The organism is Agrobacterium sp. MCAB5, from assembly GCF_052114365.1.
GTDB lineage: Bacteria > Pseudomonadota > Alphaproteobacteria > Rhizobiales > Rhizobiaceae > Agrobacterium > Agrobacterium tumefaciens.
Map to the genome: position 1 here is coordinate 50,010 of NZ_JBFREP010000013.1, position 22,584 is coordinate 72,593.

At 59.6% G+C, this 22,584-nt stretch carries 20 protein-coding genes; 11 read left to right on the forward strand and 9 right to left on the reverse strand.

Going from position 1 to position 22,584, the window contains the following annotated elements; translation table 11 throughout:
* Positions 1–87: 87 nt before the first annotated feature.
* The 6 genes from AB4Z23_RS23620 (at position 88) to AB4Z23_RS23645 (ending at position 6,787) form a co-directional block, all read left to right on the forward strand.
* Entirely contained in the window at positions 88–1,389 is a 1,302-nt protein-coding gene (locus AB4Z23_RS23620) for an ABC transporter substrate-binding protein (protein ID WP_112152928.1), read from the forward strand.
* Between the two features lie 69 nt (positions 1,390–1,458).
* Positions 1,459–2,397, forward strand: a complete 939-nt coding sequence (locus AB4Z23_RS23625) for a carbohydrate ABC transporter permease (protein ID WP_441360844.1) — start codon at positions 1,459–1,461, stop codon at positions 2,395–2,397.
* Positions 2,390–3,238, forward strand: coding sequence for a carbohydrate ABC transporter permease (locus tag AB4Z23_RS23630; protein WP_003510727.1), 849 nt, complete (start codon positions 2,390–2,392; stop codon positions 3,236–3,238). The genes AB4Z23_RS23625 and AB4Z23_RS23630 overlap by 8 nt, the downstream gene beginning before the upstream one ends.
* Positions 3,239–3,255: 17 nt before the next feature.
* Positions 3,256–4,329, forward strand: a complete 1,074-nt coding sequence (locus tag AB4Z23_RS23635) for an ABC transporter ATP-binding protein (protein WP_441360845.1) — start codon at positions 3,256–3,258, stop codon at positions 4,327–4,329.
* A gap of 146 nt (positions 4,330–4,475) precedes the next feature.
* Complete coding sequence (locus AB4Z23_RS23640; protein ID WP_441360846.1) at positions 4,476–5,528, forward strand: sugar phosphate isomerase/epimerase family protein; 1,053 nt, start codon at positions 4,476–4,478, stop codon at positions 5,526–5,528.
* A 71-nt stretch (positions 5,529–5,599) separates the two neighbouring features.
* Complete coding sequence (locus AB4Z23_RS23645) at positions 5,600–6,787, forward strand: Gfo/Idh/MocA family protein (protein WP_013761506.1); 1,188 nt, start codon at positions 5,600–5,602, stop codon at positions 6,785–6,787.
* 119 nt (positions 6,788–6,906) lie between these two features.
* On the opposite strand, the gene AB4Z23_RS23650 is transcribed toward AB4Z23_RS23645, so the two are convergent.
* The 3 genes from AB4Z23_RS23650 to AB4Z23_RS23660 all read right to left on the reverse strand — a co-directional run bounded on the left by AB4Z23_RS23650 (position 6,907) and on the right by AB4Z23_RS23660 (position 8,900).
* Positions 6,907–7,155: a hypothetical protein gene (locus AB4Z23_RS23650; protein WP_038493930.1), complete on the reverse strand. Its 249-nt coding sequence runs from the start codon at positions 7,153–7,155 to the stop codon at positions 6,907–6,909.
* Positions 7,156–7,270: 115 nt separating this feature from the next.
* Positions 7,271–8,542 carry a glycerate kinase type-2 family protein gene (locus AB4Z23_RS23655; RefSeq protein WP_441360847.1) on the reverse strand — a complete coding sequence of 424 codons (1,272 nt, stop codon included), beginning with the start codon at positions 8,540–8,542 and terminating at the stop codon, positions 7,271–7,273.
* A gap of 4 nt (positions 8,543–8,546) precedes the next feature.
* Positions 8,547–8,900 carry a DUF1304 domain-containing protein gene (locus AB4Z23_RS23660; RefSeq protein WP_076845901.1) on the reverse strand — a complete coding sequence of 118 codons (354 nt, stop codon included), beginning with the start codon at positions 8,898–8,900 and terminating at the stop codon, positions 8,547–8,549.
* On the opposite strand from AB4Z23_RS23660, the gene AB4Z23_RS23665 reads away from it, so the two are divergent.
* The 4 genes from AB4Z23_RS23665 (at position 8,887) to AB4Z23_RS23680 (ending at position 14,598) form a co-directional block, all read left to right on the forward strand.
* Entirely contained in the window at positions 8,887–9,060 is a 174-nt protein-coding gene (locus tag AB4Z23_RS23665) for a hypothetical protein (RefSeq protein ID WP_003510714.1), read from the forward strand. The genes AB4Z23_RS23660 and AB4Z23_RS23665 overlap by 14 nt on opposite strands.
* Before the next feature lie 69 nt (positions 9,061–9,129).
* Positions 9,130–9,894: an ImuA family protein gene (locus AB4Z23_RS23670; protein WP_035199388.1), complete on the forward strand. Its 765-nt coding sequence runs from the start codon at positions 9,130–9,132 to the stop codon at positions 9,892–9,894.
* Entirely contained in the window at positions 9,809–11,326 is a 1,518-nt protein-coding gene (locus tag AB4Z23_RS23675) for a Y-family DNA polymerase (RefSeq protein WP_333711408.1), read from the forward strand. The genes AB4Z23_RS23670 and AB4Z23_RS23675 overlap by 86 nt, the downstream gene beginning before the upstream one ends.
* A complete protein-coding gene (locus AB4Z23_RS23680; protein WP_441360848.1) occupies positions 11,323–14,598 on the forward strand; it encodes an error-prone DNA polymerase in 3,276 nt (1,091 codons plus the stop codon). The genes AB4Z23_RS23675 and AB4Z23_RS23680 overlap by 4 nt, the downstream gene beginning before the upstream one ends.
* Positions 14,599–14,710: 112 nt before the next feature.
* Here AB4Z23_RS23680 and AB4Z23_RS23685 read toward each other — a convergent pair whose 3' ends face one another.
* A complete protein-coding gene (locus tag AB4Z23_RS23685) occupies positions 14,711–15,649 on the reverse strand; it encodes an AraC family transcriptional regulator (protein WP_013761499.1) in 939 nt (312 codons plus the stop codon).
* Positions 15,650–15,831: 182 nt separating this feature from the next.
* On the opposite strand from AB4Z23_RS23685, the gene AB4Z23_RS23690 reads away from it, so the two are divergent.
* Entirely contained in the window at positions 15,832–17,049 is a 1,218-nt protein-coding gene (locus AB4Z23_RS23690; RefSeq protein WP_003510707.1) for an MFS transporter, read from the forward strand.
* Positions 17,050–17,180: 131 nt separating this feature from the next.
* On the opposite strand, the gene AB4Z23_RS23695 is transcribed toward AB4Z23_RS23690, so the two are convergent.
* From AB4Z23_RS23695 to ytfQ, 5 genes are all read right to left on the reverse strand, one after another.
* Positions 17,181–17,915: a FadR/GntR family transcriptional regulator gene (locus AB4Z23_RS23695; protein WP_013761497.1), complete on the reverse strand. Its 735-nt coding sequence runs from the start codon at positions 17,913–17,915 to the stop codon at positions 17,181–17,183.
* A 17-nt stretch (positions 17,916–17,932) separates the two neighbouring features.
* A complete protein-coding gene (yjfF, locus tag AB4Z23_RS23700; protein WP_441360849.1) occupies positions 17,933–18,913 on the reverse strand; it encodes a galactofuranose ABC transporter, permease protein YjfF in 981 nt (326 codons plus the stop codon).
* Positions 18,910–19,953 (reverse strand): ABC transporter permease, encoded by a 1,044-nt coding sequence (locus AB4Z23_RS23705; protein WP_162694307.1) that lies wholly within the window; start codon positions 19,951–19,953, stop codon positions 18,910–18,912. Before AB4Z23_RS23705 ends, yjfF begins: the two co-directional genes overlap by 4 nt.
* The gene (locus tag AB4Z23_RS23710; protein WP_013761495.1) at positions 19,953–21,476 is read right to left on the reverse strand and encodes a sugar ABC transporter ATP-binding protein; all 1,524 of its coding nucleotides are present in this window, start codon (positions 21,474–21,476) and stop codon (positions 19,953–19,955) included. The genes AB4Z23_RS23705 and AB4Z23_RS23710 overlap by 1 nt, the downstream gene beginning before the upstream one ends.
* A gap of 78 nt (positions 21,477–21,554) precedes the next feature.
* Entirely contained in the window at positions 21,555–22,514 is a 960-nt protein-coding gene (ytfQ, locus tag AB4Z23_RS23715; protein ID WP_076845906.1) for a galactofuranose ABC transporter, galactofuranose-binding protein YtfQ, read from the reverse strand.
* Between the last annotated feature and the right edge of the window lie 70 nt (positions 22,515–22,584).

Here is a 22,584-nt window from a genome sequence, read left to right on the forward strand (position 1 = left end):
ATGGCGCCTTGACAATGAGCGAGTGCTAAGGTGAATTAATCCGCATTGGGGAATAAATGAGGAAATCCCCGAGGGAGGATCACGATCATGACGATTAGGCACGCAGGCGCAAGCCTGAGCGGCAGGCTGATAGGCTTTGCCACAACGACAAGCATTGCTCTCATGCTCGGCGCCGCAAGCGCCTCGGCCGCAACGGTCGTTAAATGGATGCATGTGGAGTTGGACCCCAAAGCCGTGGCCGTCTGGGAGGAGATTGCCAAGGACTATGAGGCCAAACATCCTGACGTGGACGTGCAACTGCAGTTTCTCGAAAACGAGGCCTTCAAGGCCAAATTACCGACGTTGCTGCAATCCAACGACGTTCCCGATTTCTTTTATAGCTGGGGCGGCGGCGTCCTTGAGGAACAGTCAAAAACCGGCGCACTCAAGGATTTGAGCGAGGTTTTCGACGCCGATGGCGGCAAGCTGCGGCAGGCCTATAACGCCGCGGCAATCGACGGCCTCTCCTTTGACGGCAAGGTCTGGGCAGTGCCCTACAAGGTCAGCCTCGTCAGTTTCTTTTATAACAAGGAGCTGTTTGCCAAGGCGGGCGTGAAGGCGGAAGACATCAAGACCTGGGACGATCTCGGCGCCACCGTCAAGAAAATCAAGGCAGCGGGCATCGTTCCGATTGCCGGTGGTGGCGGTGAAAAATGGCCGATCCATTTCTACTGGAGCTATCTCGTCATGCGCAATGGCGGGCAGACCGTGTTCGACGCCGCCCGCAAGGGCGAGGGTGAAGGCTTCATGGATCCCTCCATCATCAAGGCGGGCGAGCAACTGGCCGAGTTCGGCAAGCTCGAACCCTTCCAGCCCGGCTATCTCGGCTCCACCTGGCCCCAGGCGCTCGGCGTCTTCGGTGATGGCAAGGCCGCGATGATCCTCGGCTTTGACAATACTGAAGCCAACCAGCGCAAGAATGCCGGTGACGGCAAAGGCCTTGCGGCAGACAATATCGGTCGCTTCGCCTTTCCCGCCGTCGAAGGTGGTGCTGGCAAAGTCACCGACACGCTGGGCGGTCTGAATGGTTGGGCAGTCACGAAAAACGCTTCCAAGGAAGCGATCGATTTCGCGGCCTTCCTGACCAGCAAGGAAAGTGAAGAGAAGATGGCGGCTGCGGGCATGATCCTGCCGGTTGCGACGGGTGCGGATGGAGCGGTCAAGAACCCGCTGCTGGCAGATTCGGCCAAGCAGCTTGCAAGCTCTACCTGGCACCAGAACTTCTTCGACCAGACACTGGGCGCTGCCGTTGGCCGCGTGGTCAACGATGTCTCCGTCGAAATCGTTTCCGGCCAGATGAGCGCCGAAGAGGGCGCCAAGCAAATTCAGGATGCTTTCGAGCTTCGCTGATTTCGGTTCCATGACGGCGCCGCGCGGGACGCGGCGCCGCAGTATCTGCCTGAATGAAAGCGGATAGAGATGACGGATATTTCCATGACTTCTGCGTCCATACCGGCGCGCGGCGCGTCGAAGACGAAGCGCAAGCAAAGCTCGGTCGCGCATGACCGTGCGCTGACCCTGCTGGTCTTCCTTCCGCCCGCATTGCTGCTCTTTACCCTGTTCGTCATCCTGCCCATGGGCGAGGCGGCATGGTACAGCCTTTACCGCTGGAACGGTTACGGCACGCCGACCGATTTCGTGGGCTTGAAGAATTTCCAGGTCCTGTTCGGCAATGCCGCCTTTTCGCAGGCTCTGCTCAATAACGGCCTCATCATCCTGATTTCCGTGCTGATCCAGATCCCGCTGGCGATCTGGCTTGCCATGATGCTGGCGCACCGCCTTCCGGGCGTCGTTGCCTTTCGGCTGGTTTTCTTCCTGCCCTATGTCCTTGCGGATGTCGCGGCCGGCCTGATCTGGCGCTTCGTTTATGATGGCGATTACGGCCTTTTCGCTGCCATCTCCAATTTCTTCGGCTTCGCCAACCCTTACGTCCTGGCCGACAAGGATGTGGCGATCTACGCCGTGCTTGGCGTCATCGTCTGGAAGTATTTCGGTTTCCACATGATGTTGTTCATCGCCGGCCTTCAATCCGTCGACAAGAACGTGCTGGAAGCTGCCGAAATCGACGGCGCCTCCGGCTGGCAGAAGTTTCGATACGTCACCTTGCCGATGCTCGGCTCAACGGTGCGCCTGTCCGTCTTTTTTGCGGTGATCGGCTCGCTACAGCTGTTCGACATGATCATGCCGCTCACCGGCGGCGGTCCGTCCAACTCCACGCAAACCATGGTCGCCTTTCTCTATACCTACGGCGTCATGCGCATGCAGGTGGGGCTTGGCAGCGCGGTGGGTGTCGTTCTCTTCGTTATCTGCGTGACGCTCGCCTTCGGTTACAAAAGGATTTTCATGCGCCATGACTGAACCATCCACTTCCGTCCGCATGCCGCTGCAAACAAAGCTCTATCTTTATATATCGCTGAGCCTGATCGCGGCCATCGTGCTCATCCCGCTTCTGACGACGGCGCTTGGCGGCTTCAAGACGCTGGGGGATCTGCGCGTCAACCCGTTCGGCTTGCCAGCCGAGTGGCAATGGGCCAATTACGGCGATATCCTCTTTGGCAAACGCTACTGGCTGCAGATATTCAATTCGCTGGTGATTGCGCTGTTGACGGTCTTTTTGACGCTGACCGTCTCTGCCATGGCCGCCTTCACCTTTGCGCATGTGAAGTTCTTCGGCTCGTCTTTCCTGCTGAATTACTTCCTGCTGGGACTGATGTTCCCGGCGGCGACCGCCATCCTGCCGCTGTTCATCCGCATCCGCGATCTCGGTCTGCTCGATACCTATTGGGGCGTGGTTCTGCCGCAGGTGGCTTTTGGGCTCGGCATGAGCATCCTTCTGTTTCGCAATTACTTCCGCAATCTGCCGGAAGAGTTGTTTCAGGCCGCTTTCGTGGATGGTTGCGGCTATCTGCGCTTCTTCTGGCACATTTCGATGCCGCTCTCACGACCCATCGTGGCGACGGTTGGGATCGTTTCCTTCGTCGGCAGCTGGAACAGCTACATTCTGCCGCTGATCATGCTGAACTCGGAATCGAAATATCCCTGGCCACTCGGCATCATGGTCTATCGCGGCGAATTCGGCACGGAATGGCAGCTCGTGCTCGCCTTCATCACGCTGACGATCCTGCCGACCGTCATCGTCTTCTTCCTCGCACAGAAACACATCATCGCGGGCCTGACGGCCGGTGCCGTCAAATCGTGACTTGAAAGGAGCAAAACATGGCTTCCGTCGAACTTAGGGATATCCGCAAGTCCTATGCCTCGCTCGATGTCATTCACGGCATCTCGCTCGATATAACCGATGGCGAATTCATTGCGCTGGTCGGGCCTTCGGGCTGCGGCAAATCTACCCTGCTGCGCATGATCGCCGGGCTGGAGGAAATCACCGATGGGGATATTCTCATTGGCGGCACCGTCGTCAATTCCATGACGCCGCGCGAGCGCAATATCGCCATGGTATTCCAGTCCTATGCGCTTTATCCGCATATGACGGTCGCCGAAAACATGGGCTTCAATCTGAAGCTTGCCGGGCAGCCGAAAAACGTCATCGATGAGCGCGTGGCGGAAGCCGCCCGCATGCTCGATCTCGGCAAGCTTCTGGACCGCAAGCCCTCGCAGCTTTCGGGTGGCCAGCGCCAGCGCGTCGCCATGGGCCGCGCCGTGGTGCGCAACCCGGCCGTCTTCCTGTTCGATGAGCCGCTGTCCAATCTGGATGCCAAGCTGCGCGTGCAGATGCGTAGCGAAATCAAGGCTCTGCATCAGAAAGTMGGTACGACCTCCATCTACGTCACCCATGACCAGATCGAGGCAATGACGCTGGCCGACCGGGTGGTGGTGCTCAATCACGGCCGTATCGAGCAGCAGGGCACGCCGCTCGAACTTTATAAGACACCTGCCAATCTTTTCGTTGCCGCCTTCATCGGCTCGCCGGCCATGAACCTCATCGAAGGCGTGGTCGACGGCGAGGGCGATCAACCTGCCGCCCGGCTGAAGGACGGGACGGCGATCCGCATTGCCGCCTCAAGAAATGTCAAGCGCGGCCAGTCGGTGACGATCGGGTTGAGACCGGAACATATCGGTTCGACCGTCGGCGGCGATATTTCACTGTCCGGCAGGACGGTGTTGGTCGAGCCGACAGGCGCGCAGACGCATGTGGTCTTCGAACTGGCGGGCGATYAGGTTACGGCGGTGGTGGATGGCGAGCAACTGGTCAAGRTCAACACCCCCTTTGCCGCCACCGTGCATCACGAGCGTGTGCATGTGTTCGACAGGGCAAGCGGTCTGGCGCTTTAGACGTGTTTCGTTTTTTAGTGGAATAACGAAATTCTCTCGCTCCCCGGCATTTGGGGCTTGTCTGAAAATAATGAGCGGTTAGCTTGGCAAATTGCGAGCCAAAGCGGCTTTACCGCTGAACTGTATCGATACAGGAGGAGATTTTTATGAAAACGATCAAGGGACCGGGTCTTTTTCTCGGTCAGTTTGCCGGTGATGCTGCGCCTTTCAATACATGGGACGGCATTACCAAATGGGCGGCAGAAAAGGGTTATGCCGGCGTGCAGGTTCCCACCTGGGCCGGGCAGTTGATCGATCTGAAAAAGGCCGCCGAATCCAAGGACTATTGCGATGAATTTGCGGGTGTCGCCCGCCAGAACGGCRTCGAGGTAACCGAGCTTTCCACCCATTTGCAGGGCCAGCTGGTTGCCGTTCACCCCGCCTATGACGAGGCCTTCGATGGTTTTGCAGCACCTGAAGTGCGCGGCAATCCGAAGGCTCGCCAGCAATGGGCGGTGGAACAGGTGAAGCTTGCCCTGAAGGCTTCGAGAAATCTCGGCATCAACGCACATGCGACCTTTTCGGGCGCTCTTGCCTGGCCCTTCATCTATCCGTGGCCGCAGCGCCCGGCCGGTCTGGTGGAAACCGCCTTTGACGAGCTGGCAAGACGCTGGACGCCGATCCTCGATTACGCCGATGAGCAGGGCGTGGATGTCTGCTACGAAATCCATCCCGGCGAAGATCTGCATGATGGCGTGACTTTCGAGATGTTCCTGGAGCGTGTGAAGAACCACAAGCGCGCCAACATGCTCTACGACCCGTCGCATTACGTGCTGCAATGCCTTGATTATCTTGACAATATCGACATCTACAAAGACCGCATCAAGATGTTCCATGTCAAGGACGCTGAGTTCAATCCGACCGGCCGCCAGGGCGTGTATGGCGGTTATCAGGGTTGGGTCAACCGTGCGGGCCGCTTCCGCTCGCTGGGTGACGGGCAGGTGGATTTCGGTGCGGTCTTCTCGAAAATGGCTGCCAATGATTTCGACGGATGGGCAGTGGTTGAATGGGAATGCGCGCTGAAACATCCTGAAGACGGTGCCCGGGAAGGGGCCGAGTTCGTCAAGCACCATATCATCCGCGTCACGGAAAAAGCCTTTGATGATTTCGCATCTGCTGGCACCGATGATGCGGCCAACCGGCGCATGCTTGGGCTTTAAAAGCATTTCCAGGAAAAGTGTGAAGCCGTTTTCCGTGTGGGAATGCGCTTAGAAAATGCCGAGGAGACATTATGGCTATTGAAGGAAAGACAACCGACAAGGCGAACACGCGGATTCGCCTGGGCATGGTGGGTGGCGGTTCGGGTGCATTTATCGGCGGCGTTCACCGCATGGCCGCGCGGCTCGACAACCGCTTCGATCTCGTGGCCGGGGCCTTGTCCTCGACACCGGAAAAATCCCTCGCCTCCGGCCGCGAACTCGGGCTTGCTCCAGAGCGTTGCTATGGGTCATTCGAAGAAATGGCAGAGAAGGAAGCGCTTCGCGAGGATGGTATCGAGGCGGTAGCGATCGTCACGCCCAACCACGTACATTATCCTGCGGCGAAGGCGTTTCTGGAACGCGGCATCCATGTCATCTGCGACAAGCCGCTGACCTCCAATCTGGAGGATGCCAAAAAGCTGAAGGACGTGGCGGACAAGGCGGACGCGCTGTTCATCCTCACCCATAACTACACCGGTTATCCTATGGTGCGGCATGCGCGTGAACTTGTGGAAACCGGTGCGCTCGGGAACATCCGTCTGGTGCAGATGGAATATCCGCAGGATTGGCTGGCTGAGCCGTTGGAGCAGACCGGTGCGAAACAGGCCGTCTGGCGCACCGATCCGGCGCAATCCGGTGTCGGCGGCTCCACAGGGGACATCGGCACCCATGCCTATAATCTCGGCTGCTTCATTTCCGGTCTGGAAGCCGATGAACTGGCAGCGGATGTACATACCTTCGTGGAGGGTCGCCGTCTGGACGACAATGCGCATGTGATGCTGCGCTTCAAGCCAAAGGACGGCAAGCAACCAGCCAAGGGCCTGCTTTGGTGCAGCCAGGTGGCTGTCGGGCATGAAAACGGACTGAAGGTCCGCGTTTACGGCGACAAGGCAGGCATCGAGTGGACGCAGGCTGATCCGAACTATCTCTGGTTCACGAAGCTTGGCGAGCCGAAACAGCTCATCACCCGCGGCGGTGCTGGCGCCGGTGCYGCSGCCGCRCGYGTCACGCGCATTCCCTCGGGCCATCCGGAAGGATATCTCGAAGCCTTCGCGACCATCTATACCGAAGCGGCCCAYGCCATCGAAGCCCGCCGCACCGGTTCGGAGCTCGACAAGGCGGTCACCTATCCGACCGTCGATGACGGTGTCAAAGGCGTTGCTTTTGTCACCGCCTGCATCGAATCCGGTAAAAAGAATGGCGGCTGGGTGAAGCTGTAAGATCGATATGGCGTCGCGGCGTATTTCTTCTCCCTGCGGGGGGGGGAGGGCCGGATGAGGGGGCAAGCTCTCGGCATATCTCTGCCTGCTTTCCCCTCACGACCCACCTGAAGACGTGATCAATTTGCGCGTGTCATCTGCTGCTGCATTCGTTCAGTCACGGGGCAACCGTCCTGTATTCTCGTCCAGGATGAGACGTTAAGTTTCATTTCGCAGCGCGCGAGATAGGAGCCGCCATCGACCCTGAGGCAGGATGTCTGGCCGAGTTCGAACATGACACCGCGATTTCGGCATTTGCAATTGTGGGCGTCCGCCAAGGTGGGGATCAGGGCCAGGGCTAGACCAATTACGAGCACTCCAAAACGCATGGCTGAGGCTCCAAAAGACAGGCCACCAGATTATACCTGTCCGACGGTATAGTCAAAACAGCCACGTTCAACGATGCGCACCGCAAGGCCATAACAGGCTCGAACTCTCCTGCTTTCACCCGATCAAAATCGCCCTGATATCATTCACATTCGTCAGCGTCGGACCGGTCACGACAAGGTCGCCAACCGCCTTGAAGGCGGTGTAGCTGTCGTGTCCCACCAGCGACTGGCGCGGATCGGCACCGGCGTTGCGCATACGCGCAAGCGTATCGGGCGTCACCAGTGCGCCTGCCGCATCCTCAACGCCGTCTATGCCGTCGCTATCGCCGGCAATGGCCCAGATACCGCCTGCACCCTTCAGCGTCAGCGCAAGGCTCAGCAGAAATTCCGTGTTGCGCCCACCCTTGCCGGCCAGCCCTTTGCCGATCGTCACCGTGGTTTCTCCGCCGGAAAGCAGCACGGCCGGGCCTTTGACTGGCAGGCCCTTGCGGCTGGCGGAGAGGGCGATACCCGCCATCACCGCGCCGACATCCTTTGACTCGCCCTCCAGCGAATCCCCGAGGATGAGCGGCGTAAGGCCAAGCTTCACCGCCTCGTCCGCCGCCGCCTGTAGGGCGAGCGAGGGTGTCGCGGTCAGCCTGATGTCCTCTTCTATATCGCCTGCCTTCGGCGTTTCCTCGCCCTTTTCCAGCACTTTGCGCACATTCTCGGGAAGATCGAGCGCATAACGGGAGACGATTTCCCGCACATTGTTGATATCGCTCGGATCGGCAACCGTGGGGCCGGAAGCGATTTCGGAGGGATCGTCGCCCGGTACGTCTGAAATCAACAGCGAAACCACTCTGGCCGGTTTGGCGGCCAGCGCCAGTCGTCCGCCCTTGATGCGGGAGAGGTGCTTGCGCACGGCATTCATCTCGGAAATCGTCGCACCGCTGGCAAGAAGTGCGCGGTTGACGGCCATCTTGTCCGCAAGCGTCATGCCTTCGGCAGGTGCGACCATCAGTGCCGAACCGCCGCCGGAAATTAGCGCGATCACCATGTCGTCTGCGGTCAGCCCTTCAAAGGAGGCAAGAATGCGTCTTGCCGCTTCGGCACTCATGTCGTCGGGCACGGGATGGGAGGCCTCGATGATTTCGATGCGCCCGGCCGGAACGGCATGACCGTAACGGGTTACGACGATACCGGAGAGGTTCACATCCGCCCAGGCCTTATCAAGCGCTGCGGCCATGGCAGCCGAGGCCTTGCCCGCGCCGACCACCACGCACCTGCCCTTGGGCGGGGAAGGAAGATGATGTTGCAGCACCTTTGCGGGATCGGCACTCGCCACTGCCGCCATAAATATGCGGTTGAGGGCGTCTTTTGCGCGGAGATCGTTCCATGCGGTCATAGGTTCATACTCCGATCCAGAGGAAGCCGAGCGCAAACAATGCCGGCAAAGCCTGAATGAACAGGATTTTCATATTGGCGGTAATGGCGCCGAAAATGCCGGCTATCAGGACACAGGTGAGGAAGAAGACCTTGAAACTCAGTCCTTCATCGCCCTGCGTGAGCCCATAGATCAATCCGGCTGCCAGAAAACCATTGTAAAGCCCCTGATTGGCGGCAAGCACCTTCGTCTGTCGCGCAAAATCCTCAGAGAGGCCGAAGGCCTTGCGGCCGGTCGGCTTTTCCCACAGCAGCATTTCCAGAATGGTGATGTAAACATGGATGGCCGCAACCACGGCAATCAGAATGCTGGCGATCATCGGCGGTTTCCTCCAAACCCTGATGTCCGGCGCGTCAATTATCCGCAAAAAGGGAGAGGCCGACCGGATAATCCGTTTTAACGGTGGCACACATGGCCGCAAGGCCATAATCCCTCTCTTCCCGCGCAAACCTGTTGAAGAGCCGCACAGCATTGCTTGACTCTTTGCTGAAATAAGAACAAAACAGGAACAATAAAACTGAAAAACCGGAATTGAAACCTGTCATGCCATGCAAAAGCGCGCGGAACAGTTGCTCGTTGTCGAAGAGCTGCGTGAAAGGCTGGAAAGGATCGGTGGCGGTCCTCACCGCCTGCACGAGGCCTTGCCTTTCGGCGTAGATGCCATCGATCACCATTTGCCTGGAGGCGGGCTGAAGCTCGGTTGCCTGCATGAGGTGAGCGGCGGCGGCAATGGTGCCGCCGATGGTGCGGCAGCGGCGCTTTTTGCGGCCGGTGTGGCAGCAAGGCTGTCCGGCAAGGTCTTATGGTGTGTCACCCGCAGGGATCTGTTCATGCCGGGATTGACGCAGGCGGGCCTGTCGCAGAACCGGGTCATCATCGTCGAATGCCGCGATGAGAAAGGCGTGCTCGACTGTTTCGAGGAAGGCTTGCGCTGCAACGGTTTTGGCGCCGTGATGGGCGAGCTTGCGAAGTTGCCGATGAATGCCTCGCGACGGTTGCAACTGGCGGCGGAAACCTCTGGTGTCACGGGCATCGCCATCCGCCGCTTCCGGCGCCCCGCCGATGCGGCGTTGTTTGGCGAGCCGACGGCCGCTGTCACCCGCTGGCGTGTCTCTGTCCGGCCATCTTCGCCCCTGCCGGTGCCGGGGGTGGGCAGGCCACGCTGGTTTCTGGAACTTTTGCGATGTCGCGGCGGCGAAAGCGCTGCATTTGAAGTGGAAGCCTGTGATGCAAAGGGTCGTCTCGCTTTACCTGCCGACATGGCCGACGGATCGCTACCGGCGTCTTTCGGGGCAGAACGCGCCGCCGGTTGAAAAGCCGCTGGTCATGATCGGCCGTCAGGGCAGCCGCCGCCTGGTGCTGGCGCTGAACAAGGCAGCAAAGGCGGCGGGCATCCGGCCCGGCACACCCGTCAGCAAGGCGCAGGCTTTGGTGCCGGGTCTCGTCGTCGAGGATCTGGATGCGGCGGCGGATGCCCGCGCCTTGCAACAACTCGCTTTTCATTTCCTGCGTATCTATGCCCCGATCGTCGCCGCAGATCCGCCTGATGGGCTGGTTCTGGATACGGCAGGTGCGGACCATCTGCACGGCAATGAGACGCTGATGTTGAGCGGCATGGTGAACCGCCTGCATGCCGCAGGCTTCGCCGCCCGCGCTGCCATTGCCGATAGCTGGGGGGCGGCCCATGCGCTTGCCCGGTTTGGCCGTGAGGAGATCGGCATCGTATCGCCGGGCGGGCAGCGGGCGGCGATCAGCGGGCTGCCGCTGGCGGCGCTCAGGCTGGAGGAGCGTATCGTTTCCGGATTGAAGGTGCTCGGTTTTCGCACCATAGGCGAACTTGCCGAGGCTCCACGGGCGCCGTTGACCCTGCGTTTCGGCCCGGAAGTGGTCAGGCGGCTCACTCAGGCTTTTGGCGAGACTGGCGAACCTATCGAGCCGGTGCGCATTGCCGAACTGGTGGAGGTGCGCCGCGCCTTTCCCGAGCCGATCGCGGCGGCGGAGACAATTGCCCGCTATGTGCAAAAGCTGGTTGCTGAGCTTTGCGTCTCGCTGGAAAAGCGCGGCCTTGGCGCACGTCGCGTCGATCTGCTGCTGCACCGGGTGGATAGCGGCTTGCAGGCCGTGCGGGCCGGCACCTCCAGACCGGTGCGTGATGTCAAACAGCTTGTCCGGCTTCTGACCGACCGGATCGACACCATCGATCCCGGCTTCGGCATCGAGTTGATGGTGCTGACCGCCACCCATGCCGAGCCGCTTGTCGCCGCGCAGGCCCGGTCCTCGCTTCTGGAGGAAGGGCGTGCGGAAATCGCCGATACGGTCGATGTCATCCTCAATCGTGGCCACAGGGTCTATCGTTATGCGGCGGTGGCAAGCGACGTGCCGGAACGTTCTCTTGCCAGCGTTTCGGCGCTGGCACCTGAGGATACCCTCGGCTGGCCTTGCCACTGGCCGCGCCCGGTCAGGCTTTTTGCAAGGCCGGAACCCATCGAAACTCTGGCGCTGCTTCCGGATCATCCGCCGCGTTATTTYATCTGGAAAGGCGTGCGCCATAATGTGCGGCGCGCTGATGGGCCGGAACGGGTGTTTGGCGAATGGTGGAAACGCGACCGCGAAAAGGCCGCCGTGCGCGATTATTTCACTGTCGAAAACGAAAGCGGCGAGCGCTTCTGGATTTTCCGCTCMGGTGATGGCGAACATACCGAGACGGGCTCACAGGGCTGGTTCATCCATGGGGTCTTCGCATGAGCACGCCGCGCTATGCCGAGCTTCAGGTGACCACGCATTTCTCCTTCCTGCGCGGTGCAAGTTCCTGTGATGAACTGTTCGAACAGGCAAAAAATCTCGGTATCGAGGCACTCGGCATCGTCGATCGCAATAGCCTTGCGGCCATTCCCCGCGCTTATGAAGCGGCCGATAATCATGGCATCCGGCTCGTCATCGGCTGCCGGCTCGATCTGGATGACGATCTTTCCGTGCTTGTCTATCCCATGGATCGCCCGGCTTACGGGCGGCTTTGCCGGCTGCTTTCCGTCGGCAAGAAGARGGGTGGCAAGGGTAAGTGTCGGCTCACATGGGACGATCTCGTAGCTTATGGCGAAGGCCTTATCGTGGTGCTGCTCGCCGATCTGGCTGACGATCTCTGCGCGCTTCGCCTGCGCCGGTTGAAAGCTGCTTTTGCTGACCGGGCCTATATGGCGCTGAGCCTGCGAAGACGACCCAACGACCAGATGCGGCTTTTCGAATTGTCGAATATGGCTGCAGCCGCTGATGTGCCGACTGTTGTTACCAATGACGTGCTGTTTCATGTGCCCGAGCGTCGCATGCTGCAGGATGTCGTTACCTGCATCCGGCACAATTGCACCATTGACGAGGCGGGTTTCCGGCGCGAGCGACATGCCGACCGCTATATGAAGCCGCCTCAGGAAATGCACCGGCTGTTTGCCCGCTACCCGGAAGCACTGGTCCGCAGCCTCGAAATCGCGAAGCGTTGCACCTTTTCGCTGAAGGAGCTGGTCTATCAATATCCTGAAGAGCGCAGCCTGCCGGGGCTGACGGCGCAACAGGCGTTGGAAAAGCTCGTCTGGGAAGCGGCGCCGGGGCGTTATCCGGATGGTCTGCCGGAGAAGGTTGAAAAGGCGCTGCATCATGAGTTGGGGCTTATCGGCAGGCTGGAATATGCACCCTATTTTCTGACGGTAAATGCCATCGTCCAATTTGCACGGGGGGAAAATATTCTCTGTCAGGGGCGCGGCTCAGCCGCCAATTCGGTGGTATGTTATGTGCTCGGCATCACCGCCATCGATCCTCTCAAGGTTGATCTACTGTTCGAACGTTTCGTTTCGGAAGAACGGCGCGAGCCGCCTGATATCGACGTGGATTTTGAGCATCAAAGGCGCGAGGAGGTCATCCAGTGGGTTTATAACACTTATGGTCGCGACAAGGCCGCGCTGTGCTCGGTCGTCACCCGTTATCGCGGGCGCGGGGCGCTGCGCGATGTCGGCAAGGTTCTGGGCCTGCCGGAAGATTTGACCAAACTTCTGTCCTCGCAGGTCTGGCGCTGGAGCGAAGGGGTGGGCGAAAARCAGGTGCAGGAACTGAACCTCAATATGGAGGACCGCCGCCTGAAGCTCGCCTTCGAGCTGGCCAACCAGCTTGTCGGCACRCCGCGCCATCACAGCCAGCATCCGGGCGGCTTCGTTCTGACCCATGACCGGCTGGACGAGTTGGTGCCGATCGAACCCGCCGCCATGGACGACCGGCAGATCATCGAATGGGACAAAGACGACATAGATATCGTCAAATTCATGAAGATGGATTGCCTGGCGCTCGGCATGCTCTCCTGCATGAGACGCGGTTTCAACATGCTGGAGGAGCGCACGGGCGTTAAATACGATCTCGCCACTGTCCCACAGGATGATGACCCTACCTATGCCATGATCCAGAAAGCCGACACGCTGGGTACCTTCCAGATTGAAAGCCGGGCGCAGATGTCCATGCTGCCGCGGTTGAAGCCAAAGATATTTTACGATCTCGTCATTCAGGTCGCCATCGTTCGTCCCGGTCCCATTCAGGGCGATATGGTGCACCCCTATCTTCGTCGCCGTGACAAAAAAGAAGAAGAACATTATCCCAAAGAGGAGCTGAGAGGCGTGCTGGGCAAAACGCTGGGTGTACCGCTGTTTCAGGAGCAGGCGATGCGCGTCGCCATCGAATGCGCCGGTTTTTCACCCGGTAAGGCGGATCAGTTGCGTCGCGCCATGGCGACCTTCAAGAATGTCGGCACCATCTCCAAATTCCGTCAGGATATGATCGATGGCATGGTGGATCGTGGTTATGAGCAAGAATTCGCCGAACGCATCTTCAAGCAGCTGGAAGGGTTCGGCAGTTATGGTTTTCCAGAAAGCCATGCGGCCTCCTTCGCGCTGATCGCCTATGCCTCCTCATGGCTGAAATGCCATCATCCCGATATTTTCTGTACGGCGCTTCTCAATTCGCAACCCATGGGGTTTTACGCCCCGGCGCAGATTGTGCGTGATGCGCGCGATCATGGCGTGGAGGTGCGCCCGGTTTGCGTCAACAACAGCCGGTTTGATTGCACGCTGGAGCCCACGGGCAAGAAGAATGCGAATGGTAAAGAGCGCTACGCCGTGCGGCTTGGCCTGCGCATGGTGAAGGGGCTTTCCAACGATCATGCAGCAAAAATCGTCGCCTGCCGTCAGGATCGCGATTTCGTTTCCGTGGACGATCTCTGGCGGAGGGCAGGTGTTCCCGCCGCTGCCCTAGTCTGTCTCGCCGAAGCCGATGCCTTTCTGCCGTCGCTGTCGCTTTCCAGACGCGAGGCGCTGTGGGCCATCAAGGCKTTGMGGGATGAGCCGCTGCCGCTTTTTGCTGCCGCTGCCAGTCGGGAAAACGCTGTGGTGGATGAGCTTTCCGAACCCTCCGTCGCGCTGCGGCCCATGACTGATGGCGGCGAGGTGGTGCAGGATTATGGCCATGTGGGGCTGACCCTGCGCGAACACCCCATGTCCTTCCTGCGGCGCGATCTTTCCCGCCGGCGCATCGTCAGCTGCGCGGAGGCGGTGCGCGTCCGTGATGGMACGTGGCTGGAAACGGCGGGGCTGGTTCTGGTGCGCCAGCGCCCAGGCTCGGCAAAGGGAGTGATCTTCATGACTCTGGAGGATGAGACAGGTATTGCCAATGCGGTTCTGTGGGTCAAGACCTTCGAAAAATACCGGCGCGTGGTGCTTTCCGCCGGCATGGTCGGTATTTACGGCAAGATCCAACGGGAAGGCGAGGTGGTGCATCTGGTCGCCCACCGGCTGACCGATCTGTCAGAGGCGCTGGCAAGCGTGGGTGAGCGCAACCACCCCTTTCCTCTGCCGCATGGGCGCGGCGACGAGTTCCACCACGGTATTCCGCCGGACGATCATCGCAACATCAGGAAACGTCCACCGCCTGCTACCCACTATGGAGATGAGTTGGAGAGGATAAAGGTCATTTCCCGCAATTTCCATTAGAGCATTTCCAGTAAAAGTGCGTAGCGGTTTTACGTCCAGAAAATGCGTAAAAACAAAGAGATAGAGCGCGTCAAAAGTTCCTGTTTAAACCGGACGTGCTCTAAGATGCGCTCTATGCCGCATCTTCCAGACCAGAGGTATCCTTCCTGCGGAACTGGCTGGGCGGCGCGCCGATCACGCGTTTGAAGGCGCGGCTGAAGGATGCCTCGGAATCGTAGCCGAGCTTTTCCGCCGCCAACGTGACACGCATACCCTCGCGCAGCCACAGTCGCGCCTGATGCATGCGTATGCGAACGACATAACGGGCTGGGCTTTCACCCACCACACGGGTGAAGCGTTCTGCAAAACTCGAGCGGGATGCACCCATCAGGGAGGCAAGCTCTTCCACGCTCCAGTCTTTCTCGGGGGTAAGGTGGATCGCTGCAAGCACCCGTCCGAGTTCGGGATTGCGCACGGCGGCAAGCCAGCCGCTGGAATCGCCGCAACCATATTCTACCCATGTGCGGATCAGTGTTGCCGTCAAGACATCGGCAAGCCGCGCCAGAATGCCACCGGCACCAACACGGTTCAGTTCCACTTCGCGCGCCATGGCTTCCAGGAGATGCGGAATGGCCGGATCGCTTTTGGCGAGATCGCTGGTCAGCATCACATCCGGCATCAGTTGCAAAAGCGGATGCAGATTATCCATGTTGAAACGCATCGAGGCGGTAAACGCTACCGTGTCGCCGCCGGCACCGGCACATTCCATGTCGAAAATGCCCTGACATACTTCCTTTTTACCGAACCGGTCGAAGAGGGCAGGTGTTACATCCTCGCCGCTGCCCAGCACATGGGCGTGGCCACGGGGAAGAAGCACTGCATCGCCGCACGTAAGCGTCAGCCATTCTCCGGAAGGTTTGCGTAATTTTGCCTGGCCCACGCCAATAAAATGAAACCGCGCCGCCTCCTGCTCGGGAAAGGCCGTCGCCCAGGGCGTTGCCATGCGGCAGCGGCCATATTCCACGCCGTCAAGCCGCAGACCACGCAGCATTTCCGTCAATGCATCATTCATGGCAACTCACAAATTCGGACGTTTGGTTAAGGAATGCGGATTTTTTAGCATGGAAACGCCGAGCTGTCACGCGTAGCTTACGACCATCGATTTGTGAGGCGACGCACCGGGCTCCCACCGGCTTCATCGTTTTGCCATTCCGTTTCAGGGCTCGTTCCCAGAATGCGCATCAGGAGATTTTCATGAATAACCGAACAATCAACGAACTTGAATATGCGCCACACAGACAAGAGCCGGATGCGAAGTGGGCGGCGGTGGTTTCGCTTTCGCTTGGTGTCTTCGGGCTGGTAACGGCGGAATTCCTGCCGGTCAGCCTTCTGACGCCACTGTCGACCGATCTCTCCATCAGCTCCGGCATTGCCGGCCAATCCATCACCGTCACGGCACTGGTCGCAGCGGTTGCCGGTCCCGGCGTCGTCATCGGCACGCGCAGCATTGATCGCCGGTGGACCCTGCTTGGCCTCACGACGTTGCTGATCATTTCCAGCACATTGGCCGCTTTTGCCAACGGTCTTTTCATGCTGTTTACATCGCGCGTTTTGCTCGGCATCGGCCTCGGCGGCTTTTGGGCCATGTCGGCGGCGCTGGCGCTAAGGCTTGTTCCGCTGGATAAGATGCCGCGCGCCATGGCCATCATCCTAACCGGCGTTTCGGTTGCCACCGTTTGCGCAGCCCCTGTCGGAGCGTGGATCGGCGCGACGCTTGGCTGGCGTGCGGCCTTTGCCGTCGCCGGCGTGCTGGGTGTCATCGCACTTGTCGTGCAGTTGCTCACCGTTCCCTCGCTGCCGCCGGCCGGTGCGCCCGGCCTGTCCACCATGTTCCGGCTATTGCAGCGCCCGCAGGTCAGGATCGGCCTTCTGACGACGCTATTCATCGTCGCGGGTCACTTCGCCGGCTTCACCTATGTTCGCCCCTTCCTCGAAGACGTGCCGCAGCTTGGCGTCGAAGCGATCTCGCTCGTTCTTCTGGCTTACGGCGTGGGCGGTTTTTTCGGTAATCTCTTCGGCGGCTTCCTCGCCGAGAAGAACACGGCATGGGCCGTGACATTTGCCGCCACCCTGATTGCCGCATCCGCTTCCGTGCTGGTGATTGCCGGTGCATCTCCCGTTGTCGCTGGCTTTGCCATTGCCTCCTGGGGTTTCGCCTTCGGTGCGCTTCCTGTCAGCGTGCAGAGCTTCATCACCCGCGTCGCCTCAGACGAGGCCGAAAGTGCGGGCGCGTTGCTGCTCACCACCTTCCAGATCGCCATTTCCAGCGGCGCTGTTCTGGGCGGACTGCTGATCGACCTTCAGGGTGCGACGATGGTCTTCGTTTTCGTCAGCATTGCAGCACTCCTCGGCGCATCGCTCATGGCATCGCGCCGTGGCGTGGTGCCGCAGATTGAAGCGTCGCAGGGGTAAGATAGTTGCCGGAAGAAAAAGGGCCCGCATCCGTGCGGGCCCGAATTTTATGATGAAAAAGCAAACCCCGCCTCCGTCATGCCGGCATCAGGCCCGGGGTGACAGAAGGGATGTCGATAGGCCTTTCGCCTTCAAGGCGTCTTGATTGCCTTTCGCGTCCGGTCCTTGCCGACCTCGATTACATGGCGCATGGCTTTCACGGCGGCGTCCGCATCACGGGCGGCGATGGCGTGCACGATCCGCAGATGGTTTGCGGCGATCTCGGCGATGGTTCCGGGCGACGAGGCCGGGGATGAAAGCTGGAATGAGATCGCAAGGGCGGCCTCGATCAGCCCGCTTGCCGAACGCATGAAGGGATTGCCGGACATGTGCGCCACGGCGAGGTGGAATTCGAGATCGACCTTGGCGATGGTTTCTGGCGTATGCTGTGGATTGTCGAATTTGGCGGCAATCACATAAAGGGAAACGATATCGTCATTCGATGCCTGAAGCGCGGCAGCCGCCGCCGCCGCCGGTTCGAGCGCGAGGCGGATTTCCGCCAGATGTGTAACGAATTCCTGGTCTATCCCGGCTTCGCAGCGCCAGCCCAGCACATCCGGGTCAAAGAAGTTCCAGCTCGAACGGTCGAGGACGCGGGTGCCGACCTTTGCCTTGGGTTCGACCAGCCGCTTGGCCGCCAGCGTCTTCATCGTCTCGCGCAATACGGTGCGCGAGACCCCGAAACGGAGAGACAGTTCGGCATCGTTAGGCAGCAAGGATCCTTCCGCAATCCTGCCCGAGACGATGGCGCTGCCGAGTTCGGAGACCACATGCGCGTGGCTGTTCCGGCGTTTTCGCCCGCTTATCGTCGTTTCGAGCAGCCCCAATAAAGCCTCCGTGTTGGTTATGCCGGATGTGGTCCGGCCAGTCTCCTGTTTGAATACCAGATGATTGCGCGCTGCAACACGATGAAGACAAAAAGCAGCACGCCAATAACGATTTTGGTCCACCAGGATGACAGGGTTCCGTCAAAAACGATGTAGGTCTGGATCAACCCCTGGATCAGCAGTCCGACGAAGGTTCCCGCCACCAGCCCCATTCCACCCGTCAGAAGCGTTCCGCCAATGACAACAGCTGCAATAGCGTCCAGCTCCACGCCCACCGTCGCCAAGGAATAACCCGATGAGGTGTAGAGTGTGTAGACGATGCCGGCGAGGCCGGACAGGAACCCGGAAAGTGCGTAGATGCCGATTGTCGTTGTACCGATCGGCACCCCCATCAGTTCGGCCGATTGCGGGTTACCGCCAAGTGCGTAGACATTGGCGCCGAAGCGGGTGCGGCTGGCAATCAGCATGCCGGCGGCAAAGACGAGAAGCATGACAATAGCAAGTGCTGTCAGCCTGCCGCCGCCGGGAAAGCGGAAATAAAATCCCTGTATCGCATCGATGAAGGGATGCGAGATCGGCACGGATTGCGTCGAGATCAGATAGGCCGCGCCACGCGCCAGGAACATACCCGCCAACGTCACCACGAATGGCGGGATCGACAGGAAGCGTATCATCGCCCCCATCAAGCAGCCGAACAGCGTTGAGATCACGAGCACGATGGCGAAGGCCAGCAGCGGGTGAATATTATAGGTGCCGACCATGACAGCCACGAAAACGCTGGTGAAGGCGATGACGGAGCCGATGGACAGATCGATGCCACCCGACAGGATCACGAAAGTCATGCCAACGGCAGCGATGCCGAGAAAGGCATTGTCGGTCAATAGATTGCCGATCACCCGTGTCGACAGGATCRCTGGATATTGCAGCACGCACAGAAGATAGGCGATGAGGAAGATCGTCAGTGTGGTGAGGAACGGAAGATTGCGGCTGTGGATCATCGCGCGGTACCTTCCTTGGTCATTCCGTTAGCCGTGGCCGGTTTTGCGTGTGGCTTTGGCGTTTTGACAAAGCCCAGGACCGCCATGATTGCCGGCGATTGCAGCGTCAGTACCACCATGATGATGCCAGCCTTGATGATGAGGTTGAATTCCGGCGGGAAACCGGAGACCAGAATGCCGGTATTGATGGTCTGGATGATGAGCGCGCCGATCAGCGATGCGGTGATGGAGAAGCGGCCGCCATTCAGCGATGTACCACCGATCACCACCGCCAATATGGCGTCCAGTTCCAGCCACAGCCCGGCATTGTTGGCATCCGCGCCGCGAATGTCGGCGGTCACGATCATCCCGGCGATGGCCGCGCAGAGACCGGAAATGGCGTAGACGAAAAACAGCAGGAACCGTGCCCGCACACCGGCAAGTGCCGCCGCGCGGCGATTGATGCCGGTTGCCTCGATCAGAAAACCGAGCGCGCTCTTGCGCACCAGAAGGCCGATTACCAGCGCCGCCGCCATCCAGATGATGACGGGCAGGGGAATGCCTGCGAAGGAGCCGGAGCCGATGGCGGAAAAGCTGTCGTCGTTGAAGGTGAGAATGACGCCTTCGGTGATGAGCTGGGCGATGCCGCGCCCCGCCACCATCAGGATCAGCGTGGCGATGATCGGCTGGATGTCGAGAAGGGCGACCAGCACCCCGTTCCACAGGCCGCAGGCAATGCCGACAGCAAGCGAGATGGCGATGACGGTTGGGATGGAATGGCCGTTGCTGATGAGTGTTGCCGCCACCGCGCCACAAATGGCGATAACAGCACCGATCGACAGATCGATGCCCTTGGTAGCGATCACCAGCGTCATGCCAATGGTCAGGAGCGCCACGGGTGCGGCACGCACGAGAATATCCATCAGACTGCCGTAAAGCCTGCCGTTCTGGAACGAAACATGCAGGAAGCCCGGCGAAACGATTGTAATCGCTGCCAGAATGACGAAGAGGGCGATCAGTTGGGGAGCAAGCCTTTTCAGGCGCCTTGTCACAGCCACCATCATGCCGCCTCCGTTCTGGCCGCATCCGCAATTGCCCGCATGATGTTGTCGGCCGTCACCTCGCCGCCCTTCAATTCGCTGACATGCCGGCGGTCGGACAGCACGACGACCCGGTGGGCAACGGCGGTCAGTTCTTCCAGTTCGGACGAGATGACGACGAGCGACATGCCCTCGGTGCAGAGTTTTTCGATCATTTTGAGGATTTCCGCATGGGCGCCGATATCGATACCACGGGTCGGCTCATCGAGGATCAGAAGCCGGGGATGGGTTGCAAGCCAGCGCGCCAGAATGGCTTTCTGCTGGTTGCCGCCGGACAGGAATTTTATCGGCCGGTCAGGATCGGCCGGGCGGATGTCCAGCGATTTGATGAAGCTTTCGGCTAGTTCCGCCTTCTGCCGGCGCGAAAGCGGCCGCGCCCACCCCTGGCGGGCCTGGAGAGCCAGAGCAATATTGTCGGTCACGGAAAAGTCGCCGATGATACCGTCAGTCTTGCGCTCCTCCGGGCAAAAACCGAACCCGGCCGTGATTGCGGCCTCAGGCGAAGAAAGAGCGATGGTCTTTCCGTCTATCGTGGCCTTGCCGGTATCGGGCTTGTCGATGCCGAACAGCAGGAAAGCCGTTTCCGTTCGTCCCGACCCCAAAAGACCGGCGACGCCGACGATCTCTCCCGGACGAATGCCGAGGTCGAAGGGGGCGATGCTGCCGCGTTTGCCGTACCCCTCGAAACGGATCGGCGGTTCGCCCTCGGCAACCGTGTCGTCAGTGGCCTGATGCTCGTGGGTGATGTGCTGAAGCTCGCGGCCCAGCATCATGGCGATGAGTTCGGACCTCGGCAGGTTGCCGATGTCGCGCGTGCCAACGAGGCGGCCGTTGCGCAAAACCGTCACCCGGTCTGCGATATCGTAGACCTGGTTTAGGAAGTGGGTGATGATGACGATGCCGATGCCGCGGGCGCGCAATTTTCGCAGCACGCCGAACAGCATCTCGACCTCATGGGCATCGAGGCTGGCGGTCGGCTCGTCCAGCACCAGCACCTTGCCCGAAAGATCGACGGCGCGGGCAATGGCGATGATCTGGCGGATAGCCACGGAATAGCTGGAAAGCAGGGCGTTGACGTCGATCGAAAGCCCGTATTGGGACAGCAGCGCCTGCGATTGTCTCTGCATCGAGGCTCTGTCAATGAGCCCGAAGCGATGCGGTTGGCGGCCGAGAAAGAGGTTTTCRGCAACRGTCAGATTTTCGAGAAGGTTTACTTCCTGATAGACGGTGCCGATACCGAGGGCCTGCGCTTCGCCGACATTGGTGGGCGATATCTCGCTACCTTCCAGAAAGATGGAGCCGCTGTCGCGGTGGTAAACGCCGGTCAGTATCTTGATGAGTGTTGATTTCCCTGCGCCGTTTTCGCCGAGAAGCGCGTGAATTTCACCGCGCCCGAGCGAAAAATCGACGCCGTCCAGCGCCGTTATCCCGAGAAAGGATTTACCGATGGCGCGTGCTTCCAGAAGTGGTGCCGTTTCGGACATTGCGCAGGCCCTGCATGAAAGAAGCTGTGACGGAGCGGCACGCATGACATGCCGCTCCTTCCGAAGATAAGGGGTCTATTAGTAACCCAGACCCTTCTTCGCCTCGTAGACCTTCATCGGGTCGTCAGACGCCGTGTAGAGCTTGGATTCGGTCTGAATCCACTTCGCCGGTGCCTTTTTGTCTTTCAGATAGGCTTCGAGAGCGTCGAAGGCAGGACCGGCCATGTCAGGTGTCAGTTCCACCGTCGCATTGGCTTCACCGGCGGCCATGGCCTTGAAGATGTCAGGCACGGCATCGATGGACACGACCTTGATGTCGGATCCCGGCTTCAGGCCGGCTTCCTTGATCGCCTGGATCGCGCCGACGGCCATGTCGTCATTGTGAGCGTACACGGCACAGATATCCTTGCCGCCGCTTTCGGCCTTGATGAAGCTTTCCATCACTTCCTTGCCCTTGGTACGGGTGAAGTCWCCCGTCTGCGAGCGCACGATCTTGATGTTCTTGTGCGAAGCGATGGCTTCTTCGAAGCCCTTCTTACGGTTGATGGCGGGCGAAGAGCCGGTCGTGCCCTGCAATTCGACAACCTTGCAGTCCTTCGCGCCGACATCCTTGACGAGCCAGTCGCCGGCAACCTTGCCTTCGTGAACCTGATCCGAGGTGACCGCGGTCAGGTAAAGATCATCCGGCGCTTCGATCTGGCGATCGAGCAAGATGACAGGGATTTTTTCTTCCTTTGCTTCCTTCAGCACGGCGTCCCAGCCGGTTGCGACGACAGGTGCGATCAGGATCGCATCGACGCCCTGCGCGATGAAGCCGCGAACGGCCTTGATCTGGTTTTCCTGCTTCTGCTGTGCGTCGGCGAATTTCAGCGTAACGCCGCGCTTTTCGGCCTGCTGCTTGGTGACAGTGGTTTCAGCGGCGCGCCATCCGGATTCGGAGCCGATCTGCGAGAAGCCGACGGTCAGCGATTGTGCGGAAACACTGGATGCAAGGCATGCGGAAACGGCGACAGTGATTGCCGCAAGAGCTTTTCTCATCTTATCCTCCCAGAAATGATGTCAGCGTGACGACGTCACTATGAGCATATAGTAATACTCTTGAAAAGGG